At 70.2% G+C, this 18,167-nt stretch carries 18 protein-coding genes and 1 tRNA gene; 5 read left to right on the plus strand and 14 right to left on the minus strand.

Going from position 1 to position 18,167, the window contains the following annotated elements:
• The first annotated feature begins 161 nt into the window (after window positions 1–161).
• Complete coding sequence (locus tag ABZ910_RS05485; protein ID WP_361359619.1) at window positions 162–2,336, plus strand: acyltransferase family protein; 2,175 nt, start codon at window positions 162–164, stop codon at window positions 2,334–2,336.
• 281 nt (window positions 2,337–2,617) lie between these two features.
• On the opposite strand, the gene ABZ910_RS05490 is transcribed toward ABZ910_RS05485, so the two are convergent.
• Window positions 2,618–2,968 (minus strand): MerR family transcriptional regulator, encoded by a 351-nt coding sequence (locus ABZ910_RS05490; protein WP_361359622.1) that lies wholly within the window; start codon window positions 2,966–2,968, stop codon window positions 2,618–2,620.
• A gap of 598 nt (window positions 2,969–3,566) precedes the next feature.
• Between ABZ910_RS05490 and ABZ910_RS05495 the strand changes: the two genes are divergently transcribed.
• Entirely contained in the window at window positions 3,567–3,941 is a 375-nt protein-coding gene (locus ABZ910_RS05495; protein ID WP_361359624.1) for a hypothetical protein, read from the plus strand.
• 126 nt (window positions 3,942–4,067) lie between these two features.
• Here ABZ910_RS05495 and ABZ910_RS05500 read toward each other — a convergent pair whose 3' ends face one another.
• The 6 genes from ABZ910_RS05500 to ABZ910_RS05525 all read right to left on the minus strand — a co-directional run bounded on the left by ABZ910_RS05500 (window position 4,068) and on the right by ABZ910_RS05525 (window position 8,230).
• Window positions 4,068–4,388, minus strand: a complete 321-nt coding sequence (locus ABZ910_RS05500; RefSeq protein ID WP_361359627.1) for an SCO5918 family protein — start codon at window positions 4,386–4,388, stop codon at window positions 4,068–4,070.
• Window positions 4,389–4,449: 61 nt separating this feature from the next.
• Complete coding sequence (locus tag ABZ910_RS05505) at window positions 4,450–4,770, minus strand: CBS domain-containing protein (protein ID WP_361359969.1); 321 nt, start codon at window positions 4,768–4,770, stop codon at window positions 4,450–4,452.
• Window positions 4,771–4,899: 129 nt separating this feature from the next.
• Window positions 4,900–6,390: a DEAD/DEAH box helicase gene (locus ABZ910_RS05510; RefSeq protein WP_361359630.1), complete on the minus strand. Its 1,491-nt coding sequence runs from the start codon at window positions 6,388–6,390 to the stop codon at window positions 4,900–4,902.
• 181 nt (window positions 6,391–6,571) lie between these two features.
• A complete protein-coding gene (locus tag ABZ910_RS05515; protein ID WP_285556824.1) occupies window positions 6,572–6,775 on the minus strand; it encodes a cold-shock protein in 204 nt (67 codons plus the stop codon).
• 519 nt (window positions 6,776–7,294) lie between these two features.
• On the minus strand, window positions 7,295–7,699 hold the full coding sequence (locus ABZ910_RS05520) for a DUF2267 domain-containing protein (RefSeq protein ID WP_361359633.1): 405 nt from the start codon (window positions 7,697–7,699) through the stop codon (window positions 7,295–7,297).
• A 99-nt stretch (window positions 7,700–7,798) separates the two neighbouring features.
• Window positions 7,799–8,230, minus strand: coding sequence for an Hsp20/alpha crystallin family protein (locus tag ABZ910_RS05525; protein ID WP_093906005.1), 432 nt, complete (start codon window positions 8,228–8,230; stop codon window positions 7,799–7,801).
• A 127-nt stretch (window positions 8,231–8,357) separates the two neighbouring features.
• On the opposite strand from ABZ910_RS05525, the gene ABZ910_RS05530 reads away from it, so the two are divergent.
• Window positions 8,358–8,990, plus strand: a complete 633-nt coding sequence (locus ABZ910_RS05530) for a type III effector protein (RefSeq protein ID WP_361359637.1) — start codon at window positions 8,358–8,360, stop codon at window positions 8,988–8,990.
• Between the two features lie 792 nt (window positions 8,991–9,782).
• Here the strand turns inward: ABZ910_RS05530 and ABZ910_RS05535 are convergent.
• Window positions 9,783–9,856: transfer RNA gene (locus ABZ910_RS05535), tRNA-Gly, on the minus strand.
• Between the two features lie 573 nt (window positions 9,857–10,429).
• Between ABZ910_RS05535 and dcd the strand changes: the two genes are divergently transcribed.
• Together dcd and ABZ910_RS05545 are read left to right on the plus strand one after the other, a co-directional pair.
• Window positions 10,430–11,005 (plus strand): dCTP deaminase, encoded by a 576-nt coding sequence (dcd, locus tag ABZ910_RS05540; RefSeq protein ID WP_018547797.1) that lies wholly within the window; start codon window positions 10,430–10,432, stop codon window positions 11,003–11,005.
• 17 nt (window positions 11,006–11,022) lie between these two features.
• Window positions 11,023–11,520, plus strand: a complete 498-nt coding sequence (locus ABZ910_RS05545) for a phosphoribosyltransferase (protein ID WP_361359972.1) — start codon at window positions 11,023–11,025, stop codon at window positions 11,518–11,520.
• 365 nt (window positions 11,521–11,885) lie between these two features.
• Here the strand turns inward: ABZ910_RS05545 and ABZ910_RS05550 are convergent, their stop codons facing one another.
• From ABZ910_RS05550 to ABZ910_RS05575, 6 genes are all read right to left on the minus strand, one after another.
• A complete protein-coding gene (locus ABZ910_RS05550) occupies window positions 11,886–12,776 on the minus strand; it encodes a Yip1 family protein (protein WP_361359640.1) in 891 nt (296 codons plus the stop codon).
• A 243-nt stretch (window positions 12,777–13,019) separates the two neighbouring features.
• Complete coding sequence (locus ABZ910_RS05555; protein WP_361359643.1) at window positions 13,020–14,375, minus strand: FG-GAP and VCBS repeat-containing protein; 1,356 nt, start codon at window positions 14,373–14,375, stop codon at window positions 13,020–13,022.
• Window positions 14,376–14,477: 102 nt separating this feature from the next.
• Window positions 14,478–15,971: an FG-GAP and VCBS repeat-containing protein gene (locus ABZ910_RS05560; RefSeq protein WP_361359646.1), complete on the minus strand. Its 1,494-nt coding sequence runs from the start codon at window positions 15,969–15,971 to the stop codon at window positions 14,478–14,480.
• A 230-nt stretch (window positions 15,972–16,201) separates the two neighbouring features.
• A complete protein-coding gene (locus ABZ910_RS05565; protein ID WP_361359648.1) occupies window positions 16,202–16,456 on the minus strand; it encodes a hypothetical protein in 255 nt (84 codons plus the stop codon).
• Window positions 16,457–16,559: 103 nt separating this feature from the next.
• Window positions 16,560–17,429, minus strand: a complete 870-nt coding sequence (locus tag ABZ910_RS05570; RefSeq protein ID WP_361359651.1) for a peptidoglycan-binding protein — start codon at window positions 17,427–17,429, stop codon at window positions 16,560–16,562.
• Between the two features lie 75 nt (window positions 17,430–17,504).
• The gene (locus tag ABZ910_RS05575; RefSeq protein ID WP_361359654.1) at window positions 17,505–18,155 is read right to left on the minus strand and encodes a hypothetical protein; all 651 of its coding nucleotides are present in this window, start codon (window positions 18,153–18,155) and stop codon (window positions 17,505–17,507) included.
• Window positions 18,156–18,167 lie beyond the last annotated feature (12 nt).

Here is an 18,167-nt window from a genome sequence, read left to right on the forward strand (position 1 = left end):
CCCGGAACCCGTCAGGGGGCGCCGGACGTCTTCGTGCCGCCTGGGACACAGGTAAACGCTGGGAATTCGCGCGGTGTTGAGGCGATGGTCACCTGAACTCCGAGCAGCGGTCCGACAGTACAGGCGCGATCCATGTCAGCCCCGCAAGGAGTTCCTCCCCGATGCCGAGCACCGCGACCGCGCCCGCCGAGGTCCGCACCGCCCCAGCAGGCGGGACAACCGCGCCGGAGGGTGGATCCGCATCGAGCGGCGGATCCGCATCGAGCGAAGGCCGCGGAGGCCGCGAAGACCGCGGAGGCGGCCACTCCCTGCGGCTCGACATCCAGGGGCTGCGCGCGGTGGCCGTGGGGCTCGTCGTGCTCTCCCACGCCGGAGTGACGCAGGTCAGCGGCGGTTACGTCGGCGTCGACGTCTTCTTCGTGATCTCCGGCTTCCTCATCACGTCCCTGCTGCTGCGCGAACTCGCCACCACCGGCCGCGTGTCGGTCCGCGCCTTCTACGCCCGCCGGGCGTTGCGGCTGCTGCCCGCGTCGTCCCTGGTCATCGCCGTCACGCTGGCCGGGTCGTGGTTGTTCCTGTCGAAGGCACGGCTCGCCGAGTACGCGGGCGATGCCCTCTCGAGTGCGTTGTACGCCGTCAATTTCCGCCTGGCGGCGACCGGCACGGACTATCTCGCCCAGAACAGCCCGCCATCGCCGTTCCAGCACTTCTGGTCGCTCGCCGTGGAGGAGCAGTTCTACCTGGTGTGGCCGCTGCTCCTGCTGCTCACCTGGCGGGCCACCCGCGGCCGGCGTCTCCTGATCGCGCTGCCGCTCGCGGTGCTGTGCCTCGGGTCGCTCGCGGTCAGCGTCGTCGTCACGAACCACTCGGCACCCTGGGCGTACTTCGGCTCGCCCACCCGCGGCTGGGAACTCGGCGCCGGAGCGCTGCTGGCGCTGGCCGCGCCCCAGCTGGAACTGCGGCTGCCCGCCACCCTCGCGGGCCCGCTGACCTGGCTCGGTCTGGCCTGCGTCACCCTGGCGGCAGTCTGGTACGACGACCAAACACCCTTCCCGGGCTACCGCGCCCTCCTGCCGGTCCTCGGCACCGCGCTCGTCCTGGCCGGCGGCTGCGTGCCGGCCCCGCACGGGGCGGGACGGCTGCTCGGGCGGCGCCCGCTGGTGTGGCTGGGCGGGCTCTCGTACGGCTGGTACCTGTGGCACTGGCCGCTGCTGGTCATAGCCCCGGTGGCGCTGGGCCGTACGGACGGCACCGCCGAGGTACCGCTCGCGCTCGGGCTGTGCGCGGTGGCGCTGGGTCTGGCGTGGCTGACGCTGCGCCTTGTCGAGAACCCGGTCCGTTTCCACCGGGCGTTCCGGAGGCGGCCGCGCCGGGCTCTGGCGCTCGGGCTCGGGCTGTCGGCGGGGGTCACCGTGCTGTCGCTGACGGCGGCGGCGGTCCCGCCGACGATCGAGGTCGGCGGCCCGGCGCCCGCCCTGGCGAAGACGCTGGCCGACGCGCCCGCCCCGCAGGCACGGCTGGCCGGCCTCCTGGCGTCGTCCCCCACCAGCCTTCCGAGCAACCTCGCCCCGGCCCTGCCGAAGGTGAAGGCCACCCAGTCCGCGGTCTACCGGGACGGCTGCCACGTCGACTACGACAGCACCGCGACCCCACCCTGCGTCTACGGCGACCGCGCGTCCTCCCGTACCGTCGTCCTCTTCGGCGACTCCCACGCGGCCCAGTGGTTCCCGCCCCTGCAGCGGCTCGCGACCGCGCGCGGCTGGAAGCTGGTCTCGCTGACGAAGGCCTCCTGCAAGGCCGCCGACGTGACGACCGTCCACGACCACAAGCCGTACAAGGCCTGCGACACCTGGCGCTCCCACGCCGTCGCGAAGATCAAAGCCCTGCACCCGGCCCTGGTCGTCGTCTCGTCCTCGGACGCGGGCGACCCCGCCCACCCGGCCGGCGCCCCCCTCCACCAGTGGAGGGTCGGCTTCGAGCACACCTTCCGGTCCCTCACCACTTCCGGCACCCACGTAGCCGCCGTACTCGACACTCCATGGCCCAAGGGTGACCCCGTCGACTGCGCCGCCGACAACTCCCTGTACCTGGGCGCCTGCGCGAACCACCTGCCGGACGCGATCCACGACCCGACCCGCCACACCGCCGTCCGCAAGGCCGCCGCCGCGACCGGCGCCACGGTCATCGACCCCGAACCCTGGGTCTGCGCCCGCAGCACCGGCGCCTGCCCGGTGATCGTCGGCAACACAGCCGTCTACCGCGACGACAGCCACCTCTCCGAGTCCTACGCCGAGGCCCTGGCCCCGGTCCTCGCCCGCTCGCTGGACCGTTCGTGAGGGGGCGGGTGACGAGAATCGAACTCGCGCTCTCAGCTTGGGAAGCGACCGCGCTTGGACCGTCGCATGGCGGCTGACCTGCGGGGATGGGATACGCCTGCGCCGTTGCACGGGCCGGTTGGTACCGCTGGTGGCCCTGGTTGTCCGCTCTTATGGGCACGCTGTGGGCACGGCGTCGAAGGACGCCGGCCGAAGCGCTTGCGTGAACGGGCTCTGCGCTTGGCGCCGCTGTCTCCGTCGACCGCAAGACGGCGTTCCGGACACGGCACGCGCCCGCGTGTTCAGGCGGAGTCGGAGCCGGCACGGCCCGCCGATTCGGTGGCGGCACGGCGGTACTCGGCGTTGATCCGCTGCGCTTCCTCGAGCTGGTCCTCGAGGATGACGATGCGGCACGCGGCCTCGATCGGAGTCCCCTTGTCGACGAGCTCCCGGGCGCGCGCGGCGATCCGCAGTTGGTAGCGGGAGTACCGGCGATGTCCTCCCTCCGAGCGGAGCGGAGTGATCAGACGAGCCTCACCGATGGCTCGGAGGAAGGCCGGGGTGGCGCCGAGCATCTCGGCTGCCCGGCCCATCGTGTACGCGGGGTAGTCGTCGTCGTCCAGACGATCATTGAGGGGGTTGTCCGATGTCATGTCACCTCGCTGTGCAACGCGTCGAGGGGCCCTGGTGCCGTACGGCACCAGGGCCCCGAAGGAAATTCAACACCATCTGTCGGCCCTACTGCTGTGCCGACCTTCTGTTTCCGCTACCCGGCCCGGCAGGGCGGAGCGGGGGATCGCAGCTGCTTGACCGGGGACCACCATCCATTCCGGGGTCTTGCGGTACCCGGGCCGAGTGCTTCTCGGGTCCGGGCGATCCTGATGGCGCCTGCTCCTCCGTTCCTCTCTGAGCCAACCACTGAGTGAACCGGTACTGCTGTTGGCAGCTCCTCGACATGCGAGCCGCCCAGTGCGGCTCTCAGTCCCGTCACCGTTCTGGGAACACTCTGGCTTCGAGGCTCGAGAGCCGCACTGACCTGCGTACTTCGTATTCAGCCACCCGCCAGTTCGTGTCTGGCGGGTCTCGTTGACCGTGTCTACGAGAAGAAGCGTATCCATGTCAGCAGCGAAAATCTACTCCAGCGAGAGCAGGTTTCACTCTTCTGGAGGAGGAAGAATCCTGCCCTGATCGGCCCTCACCGGTTGGCGAAGCCGCCTCCCGCGCAACCACTTCTGTCCCGCGACTGCTGTCATGTCGAACCCTGATGAGCTGCTCGTCGCCATCTCCACCGCGGTGGAGTCCGAGGGAAGCAATCAGATGTCGCTGACCGTGGTCGTCGGCGGCGCCGTCATCACCGGCCGGCTGGCTCCCGAGGCCGTGTGGAGGGAGCGGGCGGCGGAGGTCCTGAAGGACTCGGACCGTCTCGGCCCTTTCTCGGACGTCTTCGCCCGCCGACCGGGAGGGAACCGGTCCGGTCGCGACGAGGCGCCCACGCATCTGCACTTTCATCTCGCCCGGATCCTGCAGGGCAGCCTCGGGATCCCGGCGACGGGTGGCATGTACCGAGTCGCGATCAAGGACGTCAGTGCATGGACCGTAGGAGATCTCATCCACTTCGACCGGTGAGACGCTGCCTCTGCCCCGTTGCCCGGCCGGCGCTTTCCGAGCGGACGGCGACACAGCGGTGGGGCCCTGCCGACGCGCGTCGGCAGGGCCCCACCGGGGATCCTGAGGGCGGTCTCCCGCCCGTCCTCATACGGCCACGGGGCCGTCGCCGCCGAGCAGTGCGGACGCGGTTTGGAGGAGAGTGGGTCCACCCTCGCCCACGGGCGCGCCCTCGGGGCGGTCGTGGCAGGTGAAGCCGAGACGCGTCATGGCCCGCACGACTTCGCCGACGGTGAAGTCACGAGGGTCCTGTCGCGTGATGACCTGGCCCACCTGCTTGACGGGGTAGCGGCGGCGGCCGATGGTCACGGACGCCCCCGTGACGAGCTCGGGCCTGACGGCCTTCATCGAGGCCAGCACCCCGGTCCTGGTCAGGTCGAACGGGTACCGGGCGATGACACAGCGCATGATGCCTCACAGGGGAGAAGTCGCGGGGAGAAGGAGAACGGGCCGCCTGGGGCGAGACGGATCAGCACGAGAGGGCGGGTACGCCCGGAACCCGGCCGTACCCGCCGACGCCGCCCGAGCGGCCGCCGGGCGAGGGCAGCGATCCGTCGAGGACGTCCCGCAGACGGATCCGGTCCGTGTACGTGGAACTGTCACGGAGAACGGCGAGCCGGACCCGGGTGATCAGAGCTGTGCTCTGGTCGTCCCCGTCGCACACGGTCAGGTACTCGACCCGGGCACTCGCCATGACGGCCAGCGCCACCTCGACGGTCATGTCGTCACATACCCGAGGCCCGTGCCCTTCGATGACCTCGACCGAGGTCACGGGGGCGGGGTGCGGCATGCCGTACTGCGTCCGCGCTGGCGTCAAAGGTGTCTCCTTCGGTGAGGGATGGTCGGCTTGGTGGCCCTTGCGGCCCCGGAGGCCACTGCGTCTCCCGAGAGACCAGAGGGGCTTTGGGCCTGCGCCGGCCTAGGCAGCCGAGTTGTTGCCGGGCCGCCGCTGTGCCCGGCGGCCCGGCCTCGCGCCGACGGGTCGGCCCTGGCCGGTGCGGCCCTGGCGGTCCCGGGACGGCGAAGACGCGCGGCGTGTGCGTTCCACGACAGGCGCGGTGATGACCACAGGGACCCCGGAGGGCGCTTGGGCGCCTGTGATGCGGCTCAGCTCCGCGTCGCCCGAGCGGACCGGGGTGACGCGCGGGCTGATGCCGGCCGAGGCCATCAGCCGGGTCATGCCGCGGCGTTGGCCGGGGGTCACCAGGGTGACGACGCTGCCGGACTCCCCGGCGCGGGCCGTACGGCCGCCACGGTGCAGATAGTCCTTGTGGTCGCTGGGCGGATCCACGTTGACGACCAGGTCGAGGCTGTCGATGTGGATGCCGCGGGCCGCGACGTTGGTGGCCACCAGGACGGTGACGTGACCGTCCTTGAACTGCGCCAGGGTCCGGGTGCGCTGCGGCTGGGACCGGCCACCGTGCAGGGCCGCGGCGCGGACACCGCTGTTCAGCAGGTGCTTCGTCAGGTGGTCCACGGCGTGCTTGGTGTCCAGGAACATGATGACCCGGCCGTCCCGGGCCGCGATCTCGGTGGTCATGCGGTGCTTGTCCGCGTCGTGCACGTGGAGTACGTGGTGCTCCATCGTGGTGACGGCACCGGCCGAGGGGTCGACGGAGTGCACCACCGGGTCGATCAGGTAGCGGCGGACCAACAGGTCGACGTTGCGGTCCAGGGTGGCCGAGAACAACATCCGCTGGCCCTCGGGGCGCACTTGGCCGAGCAGGGCGGTGACCTGGGGCATGAAGCCCATGTCGGTCATCTGGTCGGCCTCGTCGAGCACCGTGACGTCGACGTCGGCGAGTCGGCAGTCGCCTCGGTCGATGAGGTCCTTGAGTCGACCGGGCGTCGCGACGACCACCTCCGCGCCGGCCCGCAGCGCACCGGCCTGCCTGCCGATGGACATTCCGCCGACGACGGTGGCGAGCCTCAGGCTCACGGAGCGGGCATAGGGAGCGAGCGCGTCGGTGACCTGCTGGGCCAGCTCACGGGTGGGGACGAGAATCAGGGCCAGCGGCCGACGCGGCTCGGCGCGCCGGCCCGCCGTACGGGCCAGTACTGCGAGGCCGAAGGCGAGGGTCTTGCCCGACCCGGTGCGGCCGCGACCGAGTACGTCACGGCCGACCAGGGAGTTCGGCAGGGTCGCCGCCTGGATCGGGAACGGCACGGTCACGCCTTCATGGCCGAGCGTGGTCAGCAGCGGCGCCGGCATGGCGAGATCGGCGAACGACTCGACAGCGGGCAACGCGGGCGTGGCCGTCTTCGGAAGCGTGAACTCGCCCCCCGCGGGCTGTCGGTTTCCGTAACTGCTGGAGCGGCGCGGAACGCCCGAGCGGCCCGCGGCGGCACTTCCTCCGAAGCGGTCGTATGTGCGAGTGGTCCGTGCGCCTGTGGAGCGGGTGCGGTTCATGCGGAACCTTCCTCGATGCGGGCACGTATCAAGGGATTTCCGCAGTAGAAATGAGCGGCGCAGAGAATCGCGAGAACGGGCCGAAAATGACAGGGGCGAATCACCCTGGGAATGAAGCGAGCTGGGGCCCGCACCCCAAGGTGCGGGCCCCAGCTGCGAAGTATGCGTCAGTGCCGGTGCGTCAGGCGGGAACGATGTTCTCGGCCGTCGGGCCCTTCTGGCCCTGCGCGATGTCGAACGACACCTTCTGGCCTTCCAGCAGCTCGCGGAAGCCCTGGGTGGCGATGTTCGAGTAGTGGGCGAAGACGTCGGCGCCGTCGCCGTCCTGCTCGATGAAGCCGAAGCCCTTTTCCGCGTTGAACCACTTCACGGTGCCAGTAGCCATGTGTTTCTCCTTCGGAGGCGGTGTACGGGAATACGCCCTGTGCGCATTCCGTGTCGCCGTGATGATCAGCCGTCGGAAAAACCTTCTGGCAACCACACTTGCAACTGGGTCCGACAGTAGCACGGTGCGACCGGCTTTGTACGGTGGACAATTCCGCTCCGCCGGGCGGTCGAGGAATACTCGCCGTACCCCGCACCTATTACTCGCCGTACCCCGCACCTATTTCTCATTTCACGGGCACAGATATTGCTCTCCGTGGGCGTGGCTTTCCTGTCGCGACTTCCGCCCACAGCGCTCTGACCTCCCTCGACGGGACAGGTGCCGCTGCCACCGTCGTCAGCGGATGGCGAACGCGCCCGAGACTCCGATACCGCAACAAAGGGATCAGGGCCGCGTCGGTCAGGTGGATCCCGGAGGTCCGGGGGCACGGGGAGTAGCGTCGGGTGAGATGAGTCCCGTGTTCGCACCGGCTCGTTCCCGCCAGGAAGGCGACGGCCTACTCCTCGCGAGCCTCGAGGTCTACGCGGCCGGGGTGAGTTCGGCGCGGCCGAACAGCAGGTCATAGCCGGCCGGGAGCTGGAGCAGGATTTGGTCCATCAGGTCCTCGCCGGCGGCGTCGGCGACGGTGGACAGCACTGCGCTGACGTCCCAGGCCGCGGTCTGCTCGGTGGCGCCCTCGATCCACGCGGCGGTTGCGCGGACGAACCGCTCCGGGGGCAGCGGCTCGGCGCTCTGCAGCGGGTTGAGCAGGATCAGGGCGAACGCCTCAGGCAGGCGCGCCGCCAGCCGGGCGCGGACGTCGCCGACCAGATGCGCGCCGAGCAGGGCGAGTACCACACGGGCCGCGCGCTCGGCTTCCTCCAGAGTGTCGTACTCGCCGCGTTCGGTCACGTGGCCGAGGAACGCTTCGCGTCGCAGAGTCATCTCAGCCGCCACCCCTCTTCTTCGGCTTGCCCGAGAGGGGTGCGGAGGGCGGGGTGAGGGGGAGATCAGGTGCCCGTCCTCCGCACCATCCGGCCGGTGTCAGCCGGAGATCTCCTTGCGGCCGGAGCCGACGCCGATGGAGATCTTGCGGGGCTTGGCGCGCTCGGCGATCGGGATGCGCAGAGTGAGCACGCCCGCGTCGTAGTCGGCCTGGATGTGCTCGGTGTCGAGGGTGTCGGCGAGCACGATCTGGCGGGAGAAGACACCCAGCGGCCGCTCGGACAGTTCCATCTGCACGTCGTCGGTCTTCGCCACCGGCCGCCGCTCGGCCTTGACGGTGAGCATGTTCCGCTCGACGTCGATATCGATCGCGTCCGCGGTGACGCCCGGAAGGTCGAAGGCCACCACATACTCGTCGCCCTCGCGGTAGGCATCCATCGGCATCGCCGACGGGCGGGACCAGGTGCCCGGGCCCATCAGCTGCTGCGCCAGCCGGTCCAGCTCACGGAAGGGGTCAGTGCGCATCAACATCGTGAAAACACCTCCAGCAGGTTCAGGCAGTTGCTGCCAATGCGCTCACTGACACCGTTGTAACATGTCATCCGATGGATGACAAACACGATGTCGTCTACCTGATGACAATCTGAGGGAGGTGCCCGTGACCGCAGCCGACCAGCCGTCCACGACCAGCACGAATGCCCACAGTCCAGCGTCGTTCCTCGCCGCCGCGGCGGCCCTTAACGCCATAGACGACGCCCTGCGCGACGCCCAGCGAGAGTCCCCGGACCTCCCGGATGCGCCCGGCCCCGGGCCGGAGCAGGCGCTGGCCTCCCTGATGCTGCTGCGGCAGGTGCGCGAGGAGCTCGCCGGATGGGAGACCGGCCTGATCGAAACCGCCCGCGACGCGGGAGCCAGCTGGGCCGACCTCGCCCACCCCCTCGGCGTCGCCAGCCGCCAGGCCGCCGAACGCCGCTACCTGCGCGGCCGCCCCGGCCCCGCCGGAACCACCGGCGAACAACGCGTCCAGGCCACCCGCGAACGCCGCGCCGCCGAACGCACCACCGCCACCTGGGCCCGCCACAACGCAGCCGACCTGCGCCGCATCGCCGGCCAGATCACCGCCCTCACCGACCTTCCCCCGGCCGCCCGCCGCCCGCTCGGTGAGCTCCACGCGGCCCTCGCCCACGACGACCCCGCCGACCTCATCGCCCCCCTGACCGCTGCCCGTCCCCACCTGACCACCACCCACCCCGACCTCGCCGCCCGGCTCGACACCCTCACACCCCCCTGAACCCCACCACTTGCCCCCAAGGCGGGCGCGAAACCCGCGGAACGGAGCGGTTCGCCGCCCGTCCAACCGCTCCAACCGCCAACCCGGCGAACCTGCGGTCACGGCACTGAGTGCGGCCGAGTGGATCCTGGCTCAACTCCAGCACGCGGGACGCGGACCGGTGTCACTCGTCGGCCTGGTGGTCGGGGCCGCGACGAGGGCGGCGATGGGGTCGCCCCTGTCCTGCACCTTCGGGTGCGGGCCCCGTTCAAGGGAACTGCGCTGCCCGTCAGAAGGCCCCGCCCGATGATCGTCGCCCGCTCCGACCGTGACGGGAACCCCGTTCGCGGCCAGCCTCTTCACGAGCGGGTAGATCATTTTCCAGCAGACCCCTCGACCGATCTCCTGGGGGAGCTTGCGAGGCGTCCCCTTCTTCGTGGGGCGCCCGCAACGCGATGACGTTCTATGTCTTCGAGAACGGTCGTATCTGGTGGGCGTGGCGCATTGTGAACCACCCGCTCACGCTGCCGCTGCGGAACGACCGAAGTGCAGTCCGGATAGTCGACGGCTGCGTGCCAGCCCACAAGTCGGCCTTTGCGTAAGTGACTTCGTCACCATTCGCCGCCTTGTGGCGCAGGTCATACGAAATGCGTCTCGCCCTATGAGATGGGCGAGGGCGGGTCGCCGATATTGGCGCCCGTGTGCCCCTTGAGAGATCGCCTCACCTCGACTTGGGGCACGCAGAGGGCACGCCACCCCCAAATTGGACTAGACAACGAATAAACCCCAGGCCGCTGACCTGGGGTTTCAATCTGGAGCGGGTGACGAGAATCGAACTCGCGCTCTCAGCTTGGGAAGCTGATGTTCTACCATTAAACTACACCCGCGTAAGACGCCGACCTGGGTCGGAGTCTGAACGCTCGCTCACTCTACCCCATCCCGGACCCCCGGCGTCGAAGCCGCGGGGTCTGAGTGTGTTTCAGGGGAGGGATCCGGCTGCGGGGTAACGGAGTTGGGGCGTACGGTGGGGATGCGGGGGAAGGCCCGGGCGGGGTCGGAGTGCCGCTGCGAGAGTCGTCTCTTTGATCCCGTAACGTGGCTTTTGTCGTCAGGGCAGTTGGCCAGACGAGGCTCTTGGGGAAGGGACTCTGGGACTTGATGGAACGCACCGTCGTCCGTTGTGCCGAAGGGCACGTGTTCAGCACCGCTTCGTTCCCGATGCAGCGGGCCGAGCGGCTCGGCCCCGGTCGGCTTGTCCGGTGTCCACGGTGTGCGCGGCTTCGCAGTGCCGTACCCGTCGCGCACGTGGACGCTCTCGAGAAGCGGTAGCGCGAAAGCGGTAGCGCGCGCGAAAGCGGAAGCGCAGGACAGCGGCCGAGGCAGCTGACAGCAGCACCGTCACCGGCGCGCGGAGTCGTCACGATTGTCACGGCTCCGCGCGCCTTGCGTATCCTCGGGGCGTGCTTCTCTCAGACAAGGACATCCGGGCCGAGATCGACGCCGGGCGGGTGCGGATCGATCCCTACGACGAATCCATGGTGCAGCCGTCGAGCATCGACGTGCGGCTGGACCGCTACTTCCGGGTGTTCGAGAATCACCGGTACCCGCACATCGACCCCTCCGTCGAGCAGACCGACCTGACCCGGCTCGTGGAGCCGGAGGGCGACGAGCCGTTCATCCTCCACCCCGGAGAGTTCGTGCTCGCCTCGACGTACGAGGTCATCACGCTGCCCGACGACCTCGCCTCGCGGCTGGAGGGCAAGAGCTCCCTCGGTCGGCTCGGGCTCGTCACGCACTCCACCGCCGGTTTCATCGACCCCGGCTTCTCCGGCCACGTCACGCTGGAGCTGTCCAACCTCGCCACGCTGCCGATCAAGCTCTGGCCGGGCATGAAGATCGGGCAGCTGTGCATGTTCCGGCTCTCCTCGCCGGCCGAGCACCCGTACGGCAGTGAGCGGTACGGCTCCCGGTACCAGGGGCAGCGCGGGCCCACCGCCTCCCGCTCCTACCTCAACTTCCACAGGACGCAGGTGTGAGTGACGTGACGGAGCCCGTGACGGACATACGGGAGAACCTCACCTACGAGCAGTTCGGCGTCGCCGTACGCGAGCTCGCGCAGACCATCGCCGACGACGGCTACGAGCCCGACATAGTGCTCTCCATCGCGCGCGGCGGCGTCTTCGTCGCCGGTGGCCTCGCCTACGCCCTCGACTGCAAGAACATCCACCTGGTGAACGTGGAGTTCTACACCGGTGTGGGCACCACGCTCGAGATGCCGGTCATGCTCGCGCCTGTCCCCAACGTGATCGACTTCTCCGACAAGAAGGTCCTGATCACCGACGACGTCGCCGACACCGGCAAGACGCTCAAGCTGGTGCGCGACTTCTGCCTCGACACCGTGGCCGAGGTCCGGTCCGCCGTGATCTACGAGAAGTCCCACTCCCTCGTGAAGTGCGAGTACGTGTGGAGGCGGACCGATGACTGGATCAACTTCCCGTGGAGTGTCGACGGACCTGTGATCAAGCGGGCCGGGCAGGTTCTGGACGCCTAGGCACGGTGGCCGCACGGGGGAGGCGGCGCCGATTCCGGGGCTTCAAATGCGGTGATCAGCACATCAGTTGGAGAAGCCGTGGGGATGTCGGGCAGACGTGCATGAGCGTGTGGCCGGAGGGGACATCCCTTTCGGGGAGCCGTGCGCTGTACGGCGCTCCCGCGGGGCGCGACGGGTGACGCACGGCGGCCATGTGTGACGTACGGGGCGGTGGCCTGGGCGTCCACGGGGGTGATGCCCGGGCCTGGCCTGAAGGCAGACCGACCGCCCACCGCTGCAACGGCCCGTTACCTGCCCCTGTGACAACGGCGCCCCCTGGCCGGCGTCAGCCGGATCCCAGGGGGCACCTCATCGCGAGTCGGTTCTCAGAACGTTCCCAGCTTCACGATCGACAGCAGGGCGACCAGCTGGATCGCGGACGCGCCCAGGGCCTTCGGCCACGGCAGGTCGTGGGAGCGGCTGACCATCATCGTCAGCAAAGCGCCCGCGGCCACCCAGGTCGCCCAGCCCACGATCTTGACGAGGTCCGCGTCGCCGCCGAGGAACATCGCGAAGACCAGGCGGGGGGCATCCGTGATGGACATGATCAGCATGGACAGGCCCACCGTGGGCTGCCAGGCGCCGTCGCCGCCCAGCTGGCGCGCCAGGGTGTGGGTGACGACGCTCATGACGAAGGCGCTGAGCACCATGGCCACGGCCGTGATCAGGACGATCGGGATCGCGTTGGAGATCGTGGCGCCGATCGCGTCCTCGCGTGCGCCTTCGAAGCCGAAGACGGCGAGGAGGCCGTAGATGAACGTCACGATGAGGGCCGGGCCCCACATCGTGTAGTCGCGCATCTGGAGGAAGGTCTGGTTCGGGGCCAGCACGATGCCCCGCAGCAGGTCCTTCCAGTGCAGGCGCGGGCCGATCGGGCCGGCCGGGGCCGGCGGGTAGGGGCCGCCCTGGCCGCCGTACTGGTCCTCGTTGATCGAGAACGCCCGGGTGTGCCCAGGGTTGTCGGCCGCGTACGGGTCCGGGGCACCGCCCTGGCCCGGGCGTCCGCGGCCGTCGCCGTAACCGGCGCCGAAGTACTCCGGCTCGTCGCCGCCTCCGCCCGGATAGCCACCGGCCTGTCTCTGCGGGTACGGCTGAGGAGCCGAGGGATAGCCGTACGACGGTCCCTGCGGCGCCTGCTGTCCGTGCGGGGGGTGTTGCGGTCGCGCTTGCGGGGCGCGCTCGTTCCGGCCGCCCCGTCCGTTCCTGAATCCAGCCACGTAATCGAACGTACCTGGTCCCGGAGAGTGACGTGTCGGGGTAGGGCTCCTACGCGGTGTTTGCGGCCGACCTGTGACATCCCCTAGGGGGTCGTCCAGGGGCGTTCTCGGGGTGAGCCGGGGGCGTTCTCGGGTTGTGGTCGAACTCACTCCGACTTCACCTGGGACGGCACCACGGTCGCCGAACAAACCACGCACACTCCGGGCACCGGCCAGCCGGCGATCACAGTCACCTGCGTCCCGCTACTGGACCATCCCCTCGATGATCGCGCTCTCCACGGACGTCACCCCGGTCGTCGTGGTCCCCGATGCCGAGCCGGGGAAGCGGAGGGAGCCGGCGTTGCCGCTCACGTAGAGGTCCGCGTAGCCGTCGCGGTTCGTGTCGCGCAGGCGGGTCACGTAGCCGAGCATGTCGTCCGTCCCCAACGCCCCTGGGACGCCTGCCGTGTTGCGGGCGAAGGTCTGCGAACCCGTGCCGGTGACGCCGGACGACCGGCCGCGCAGTACGTGGACGATGCCCGCGTACTCCACTCCGTCGATCGTCTCCCCGTACGCGCCGATCGCCAGGTCCTTGTAGCCGTCGCCGTTGACGTCGCCGGCGGAGATGCTCTCGCCGAACGAGTCGTCGGTCTCCGGCGTTCCGGAGACGCCGCTGGTGGACTGGCTGATGCGCGCGCTGGTCGCCGGGCCGGTCGAGGAGCCGTACCAGAGGGAGACGCGGCCCTTGTGGCCGGAGTAGGCGGGGGTGCCGATGGCGACGTCGCCGTAGCCGTCCTTGTCGAAGTCGGCGATGACGCCGTCGCCGCCCCCGTCACCGGTCGGGTTGACGTGCAGCGTCGGCCCGGAGGTGAGGGTCGAGCCGCCCTTGACGAACCAGGCGTCCGCGGTCTCGCCGTCGGGTGACCAGACGTCCCCGACGATGACGAGGTCGGTCTTGGAGTCGCCGTTCACGTTGCCCGCGATCAGGGCCGTGGAGGAGAAGCTCGACGTCTCCTTGTCCAGGGTCGAGACCGAGCCGTGGACGCCGGTACGGGTGATGGCGCCGCGGTAGACGTAGGTCTTCGACGCGTTGACGACGGCCAGGTCCTTGTGACCGTCGCCGTTGAAGTCGCCGGCGGCCAGGTCGTCGCCCATGTAGCCGTACGACTGCGCGGGCGCCTTGTTCGGGATGACCGTGCCGCCGGACAGACCGCTCGCGCTGCCCCACAGGACGGTGACCGCGCCCTGGTCCTTGCGCCCGTCGACGTCCTCTCCGCGGGCGGCCACCGCGAGGTCGCCGTACCCGTCGGCGTTGAAGTCGGCGGCGGTGCGGACGTCGCCGAACATGTCGTCCGCCTCGTCGGCGCCGGGTACTCCGGGGCTCGACTGGCTGATGAACTGCGTGGTGGTGCCCGGGCCGTCGGCCGTGCCGAAGGTGACCAGGATGCCGCCGCCCTTGCTGTCGCCCTGCCAGGGAGTGGCGTAGTCGCGGTAGCCGTCGCCGTTGAAGTCGTCGGCGTACTTGGCGGTGGTCGCGGCGGCCGGGGTGGTCAGTGCCAGGGGGCTGAGTCCGGCGGCGAGGAGTGCGGCGGCGACCGCCGCCGGGGTGGCTCTGCGCATGGGGAGGGGGCTTTCTTCGGGGCGGGACGGGGCGGGTGTGCGGCGGGCCGGGCCGGTCGTCACGGTGTGACGGACACGGCCCGGCCCCGCGGAGCGGAGCGCTCAGTCGGCGAACAGGCCGCCGAACTGCGGCGTGCCCGACGTCGAGACGCCCGAGGTACTGGGCGAGACGGCCCGGGAGCCGGACGTCGTGATCTTCGTGCCGTTGGAGGGCAGGTAGGTGACCGCGCCGTCGGAGCTGTTCTCGTACGAGCCGACGATCAGGTCCGCCTTGCCGTCGCCGGTGACGTCGTCGAGCTTCACGTCCGCGCCGAACAGGTCGCTCTTCTCGTCGGCGCCGGGGACACCCGCCGTGCTCTGGGCGAAGGCCTGCTCGCCGGAGGCGGTGTTCACGCCGGTCGCCGAGCCGTACAGGACGGTGACCATGCCGGTGTTGCTGACGCCGCCGATGTCCTCCTTCGGGGCGCTGACGACGAGGTCCTGGTAGCCGTCGCCGTTGATGTCGCCGAGGTCGAGGTCCCAGCCGAAGCTGTCGCCGGTCTCCGACGCGCCGGGCACGCTGCCCGTGTTCTGGTTGACACCGGAGGTCGAGGCGGGCCCGGACACGGAGCCGTAGGTGATGTTCACCTGGCCGCCGTTGGAGGAGTCGGGCACGGGCGTGCCGTCCTCGGTGGTGCCGTCCCAGCCGGCGCCGCTGACGATGTCGCCGTAGCCGTCGCCGTTGATGTCGCCGATGGCGGTGATGATGCCGGGCTTGAGGGCCTTGGCGGACGCGACGCTCAGGCCGCTCGCCGTGCCGGGCACGTAGTAGTTGGTGTTCCAGCCGTAGGAGGTCTGGGTCTCGAAGCCGTCGACCACCAGGTCCGTCATGCCGTCGCCGTTGATGTCACCGGCGGTGAGGCTCATCGGGCCGAAGGGGTTGTCGTTCGTGCCCGACTGGATCGGGGGCTTGATGGTCGTACGGCCACCGGGCGTGCCCGAGGTGGTGAAGCCGCCCTTGTAGACGTAGATCGTGGCGGACGAGCTGCCGACGGCCAGGTCGGCCTTGCCGTCGCCGTCGAAGTCGCCGGCCGCGAGGTCCTTGCCCCAGAAGTCGTGCGAGGAGGGGGCCGGGTCCGGGACGTCGACGCCCGCTCCGGTGAGGCCCTTGGCGGAACCCCAGAGGATGGCGAGGCCGCCGCCGTTGGTGTCGGTGCCCACCTTCTCGTCCGGGGTGCCCACGGCGAGGTCGTCGTACCCGTCGCCGTTGAAGTCGGCGTACGCCGTCTCGCCGCCGAAGAAGTCGCCGGTCTCGGCGGTGCCCGGGACGCCGGTGGTGTTCTGGCTGATCGTGGTGCGCTTGGCGGCCGATACGCCGGTGGTGGTGCCGTAGAGCGCGACGACCTGGCCGGCGTTGGCGTGGCCGCTGACGTAGGCGCCGGGCGCGGAGGCGACGACGTCGCCGATGCCGTCGCCGTTGAAGTCGGCCTTCGCCGTCCTGAACGAGTCCGCGGCGGTCGCCGTCGCGGCCGAGAACGTGAGCAGCCCTCCCGTCAGCGCGGCAGCGGTGGCCGTCGCAAGGGCGAGTCTCACGTGGTGCTGGCGGTGCTTGTGCATGCGGGGTTCTCCTGGGCATGCGGGGGACGTCTGGCGGACATCCCCTGTCGATGGTGGGAGGACCGCTCGCGTTCACCCAGGGTTGTCCGGGGGTTCGCGGTGCGGTCCGCGATCAGGAGACGGTCAGGAAGGGGTAAGGGTTGTACGTGAGTTCGGCGATTTCTCGCGGGCCATGAGGTGGGGTGGGTCGATGGCGAGGCGCCGAAACTCGGCTTCGTCGCCCCGCCACCTCACCTGGCGACCGTGGTCCACAACGTGACCGCCAGCGCGGTGCACGATGTCACGGCCGCCAGCGAGGGCAGGGGCCATCGGCTGCGCTCCAGGGCGTCGAGGCGGTCCTCGTGGTCGATGAGGGTCTTGTCCGTCTGGTCGGCGCGCTGGAGGAACAGGGCCAGGTCGCCGCGGGTGGTGGCGAAGCCGACGTCGACGGAGCGTCGTAGCCGTTCCAGTTCCAGCACCATGTCCTCGGTCTCCCGCGCGGTCATGACGTGTCCTCCTCCGCTTCCTCCTCCTCCGCTTCCCTCTCCGCGATCGTCGGCACGCTGCGGGCCGACGGCCTCGTCCCGTGAGCGCTCATGGGTCCCCTCCTCATCCCATGCGGGGCACACGCAGCCGTTCCCAGCTCACGCGCCCCGGAATGCCGTCGGCCGCACTGCCCGTGTAGCCGAGTCTGCGCTGCCAGGCGGCGTACGAGCGGACGTCCGCCGTGCCCCACACCGGGCCGGGCCCGACGGCGTAGTAGCCGCAGCCCTCGGCGACCAGGCGTCGGCCGACCGCCGTGATCAGCGGACTGCGGCGCCCGATCGTGAAGTAGGCGGCGCCCGGGAAGGGTTCGTACGCGGTCGATGACGTCGAGGACGGGCGCGGGACGGGGCGGATGCCCAGCCGGGCCTCGACCCGCGTGCGCATGGTGGGCATCGAGAACGACGGGTCGATCTTGCGGCGCGTCCACTCCTTGTGGCCGATCACGCTCGCCGCGCGCCAGTCGTGGGCCCGGCAGACGGCCGCCGACAGGCGCTTCACGGCGGTGAGTTGGGCGGTGGGGTAGGGGTCGCGGCCGTTGCCGAGGTTCTCGATCTCGAAGCCGTAGAAGCAGCTGTTGCCGTCGACGGCGTCCGGGCCGGGTGGCGGGAGTGCGGGGCTGTCGGCGCGCACGGCGGCCAGCACCGCCGTCGAGCCGGAGCCGGCGTGGTTCGTACGGCCGTAGCCCACCAGGTGCACGGTCCCGTCCTTGGCGACGAGGCCGATGCACAGCGGGCCGGGCAGCACCGCGGTGCCGTCGAGGCACAGGCGGAGGCTGTCGATGCCGGCGGTGTGGTGCAGCATGACTCCGTGGACGGGCCCCCAGGGTCCCTTGTGGTTGCGGTTGTGGGTCTGCCAGTTGCCGTGCTCGCGAACGGTGACGCCCTCGTCGCGCAGGGCGCGGACGAAGGCGTCGGCGGACAGGGGTGTTGCCATGGACAGGCACCTCCTGGGCGGCCCTTGGCGGGCCGCGACGAGGCCCTTGAGGGGCGCTTACGGGATGAGGGGCGCTTACGGAATGGAGTCGATCCGGATGAACCGGCTGTCGAAGTTCGCGGTGTTGGTGGTCGCGCCCGAGCGGTAGGCGGGCGTCCCGGTGTACGCGGAGCCCGGGGTCAGGGCCGTGACCAGGAACTGCGACGACACCGACGCCTTGGAGGTGCTGTTGACCAGGGCGGCCCGGTTGTCGTCGGCCGCCAGCACCACGGTGTTCGCGGAGTTGCGGATGTTGGCCGACATGTACGACGAGCTGCCGGACGCCGACGACCACAGGTATCCGCCGACGGTGACGAGGACCTGACCGGACGCGGGCGCGGTGAAGGAGGCGGCCATCGGGTCGCCGACCGCGTTGTTCAGCGTCTCCACGTAGGTCGTCGAGGTCGTGTCGCCGGCGTCGACGTTGATCTTGTAAGCCGGTGTCGGTGCGGCCGGCACCCAGGCCGAGCCCGTGTAGTACATCAGCCGGCCCGGTGTGCCGATCCAGGCGAGCATGCCGGCCACGGGCGCGGTCACCTTGGCGTCGCGGGCGGCGGCGTCCGCGAAGCGCAGCACGGTACGGCCGTCGAGCGCGTCGGCGAGCGCCTTGAGGTGGGCGGGAAGGTCGGCGGGATCGGTCGCCTGCGGGTAGGGCAGGCTGCTCAACGGGGTGTACTGGATGGTCATGCGGGCTCCTCG

Origin of the sequence: Streptomyces sp. NPDC046805 (assembly GCF_040645355.1) — a bacterium.
In the GTDB taxonomy this organism is placed as follows: Bacteria; Actinomycetota; Actinomycetes; order Streptomycetales; family Streptomycetaceae; genus Streptomyces.

Bases quoted from the DNA above. Each gene is read 5' to 3' on its own strand.
- ABZ910_RS05560 (WP_361359646.1), bottom strand. From the start codon at position 15,971: ATGCACAAGCACCGCCAGCACCACGTGAGACTCGCCCTTGCGACGGCC.
- ABZ910_RS05490 (WP_361359622.1), bottom strand. From the start codon at position 2,968: ATGACATCGGACAACCCCCTCAATGATCGTCTGGACGACGACGACTAC.
- ABZ910_RS05495 (WP_361359624.1), top strand. From the start codon at position 3,567: ATGTCGAACCCTGATGAGCTGCTCGTCGCCATCTCCACCGCGGTGGAG.
- ABZ910_RS05515 (WP_285556824.1), bottom strand. From the start codon at position 6,775: ATGGCTACTGGCACCGTGAAGTGGTTCAACGCGGAAAAGGGCTTCGGC.
- ABZ910_RS05505 (WP_361359969.1), bottom strand. From the start codon at position 4,770: ATGCCGCACCCCGCCCCCGTGACCTCGGTCGAGGTCATCGAAGGGCAC.
- ABZ910_RS05520 (WP_361359633.1), bottom strand. From the start codon at position 7,699: ATGACTCTGCGACGCGAAGCGTTCCTCGGCCACGTGACCGAACGCGGC.
- ABZ910_RS05525 (WP_093906005.1), bottom strand. From the start codon at position 8,230: ATGTTGATGCGCACTGACCCCTTCCGTGAGCTGGACCGGCTGGCGCAG.
- ABZ910_RS05510 (WP_361359630.1), bottom strand. From the start codon at position 6,390: ATGAACCGCACCCGCTCCACAGGCGCACGGACCACTCGCACATACGAC.
- ABZ910_RS05565 (WP_361359648.1), bottom strand. From the start codon at position 16,456: ATGACCGCGCGGGAGACCGAGGACATGGTGCTGGAACTGGAACGGCTA.
- ABZ910_RS05500 (WP_361359627.1), bottom strand. From the start codon at position 4,388: ATGCGCTGTGTCATCGCCCGGTACCCGTTCGACCTGACCAGGACCGGG.
- ABZ910_RS05555 (WP_361359643.1), bottom strand. From the start codon at position 14,375: ATGCGCAGAGCCACCCCGGCGGCGGTCGCCGCCGCACTCCTCGCCGCC.
- ABZ910_RS05575 (WP_361359654.1), bottom strand. From the start codon at position 18,155: ATGACCATCCAGTACACCCCGTTGAGCAGCCTGCCCTACCCGCAGGCG.
- ABZ910_RS05570 (WP_361359651.1), bottom strand. From the start codon at position 17,429: ATGGCAACACCCCTGTCCGCCGACGCCTTCGTCCGCGCCCTGCGCGAC.
- ABZ910_RS05485 (WP_361359619.1), top strand. From the start codon at position 162: ATGCCGAGCACCGCGACCGCGCCCGCCGAGGTCCGCACCGCCCCAGCA.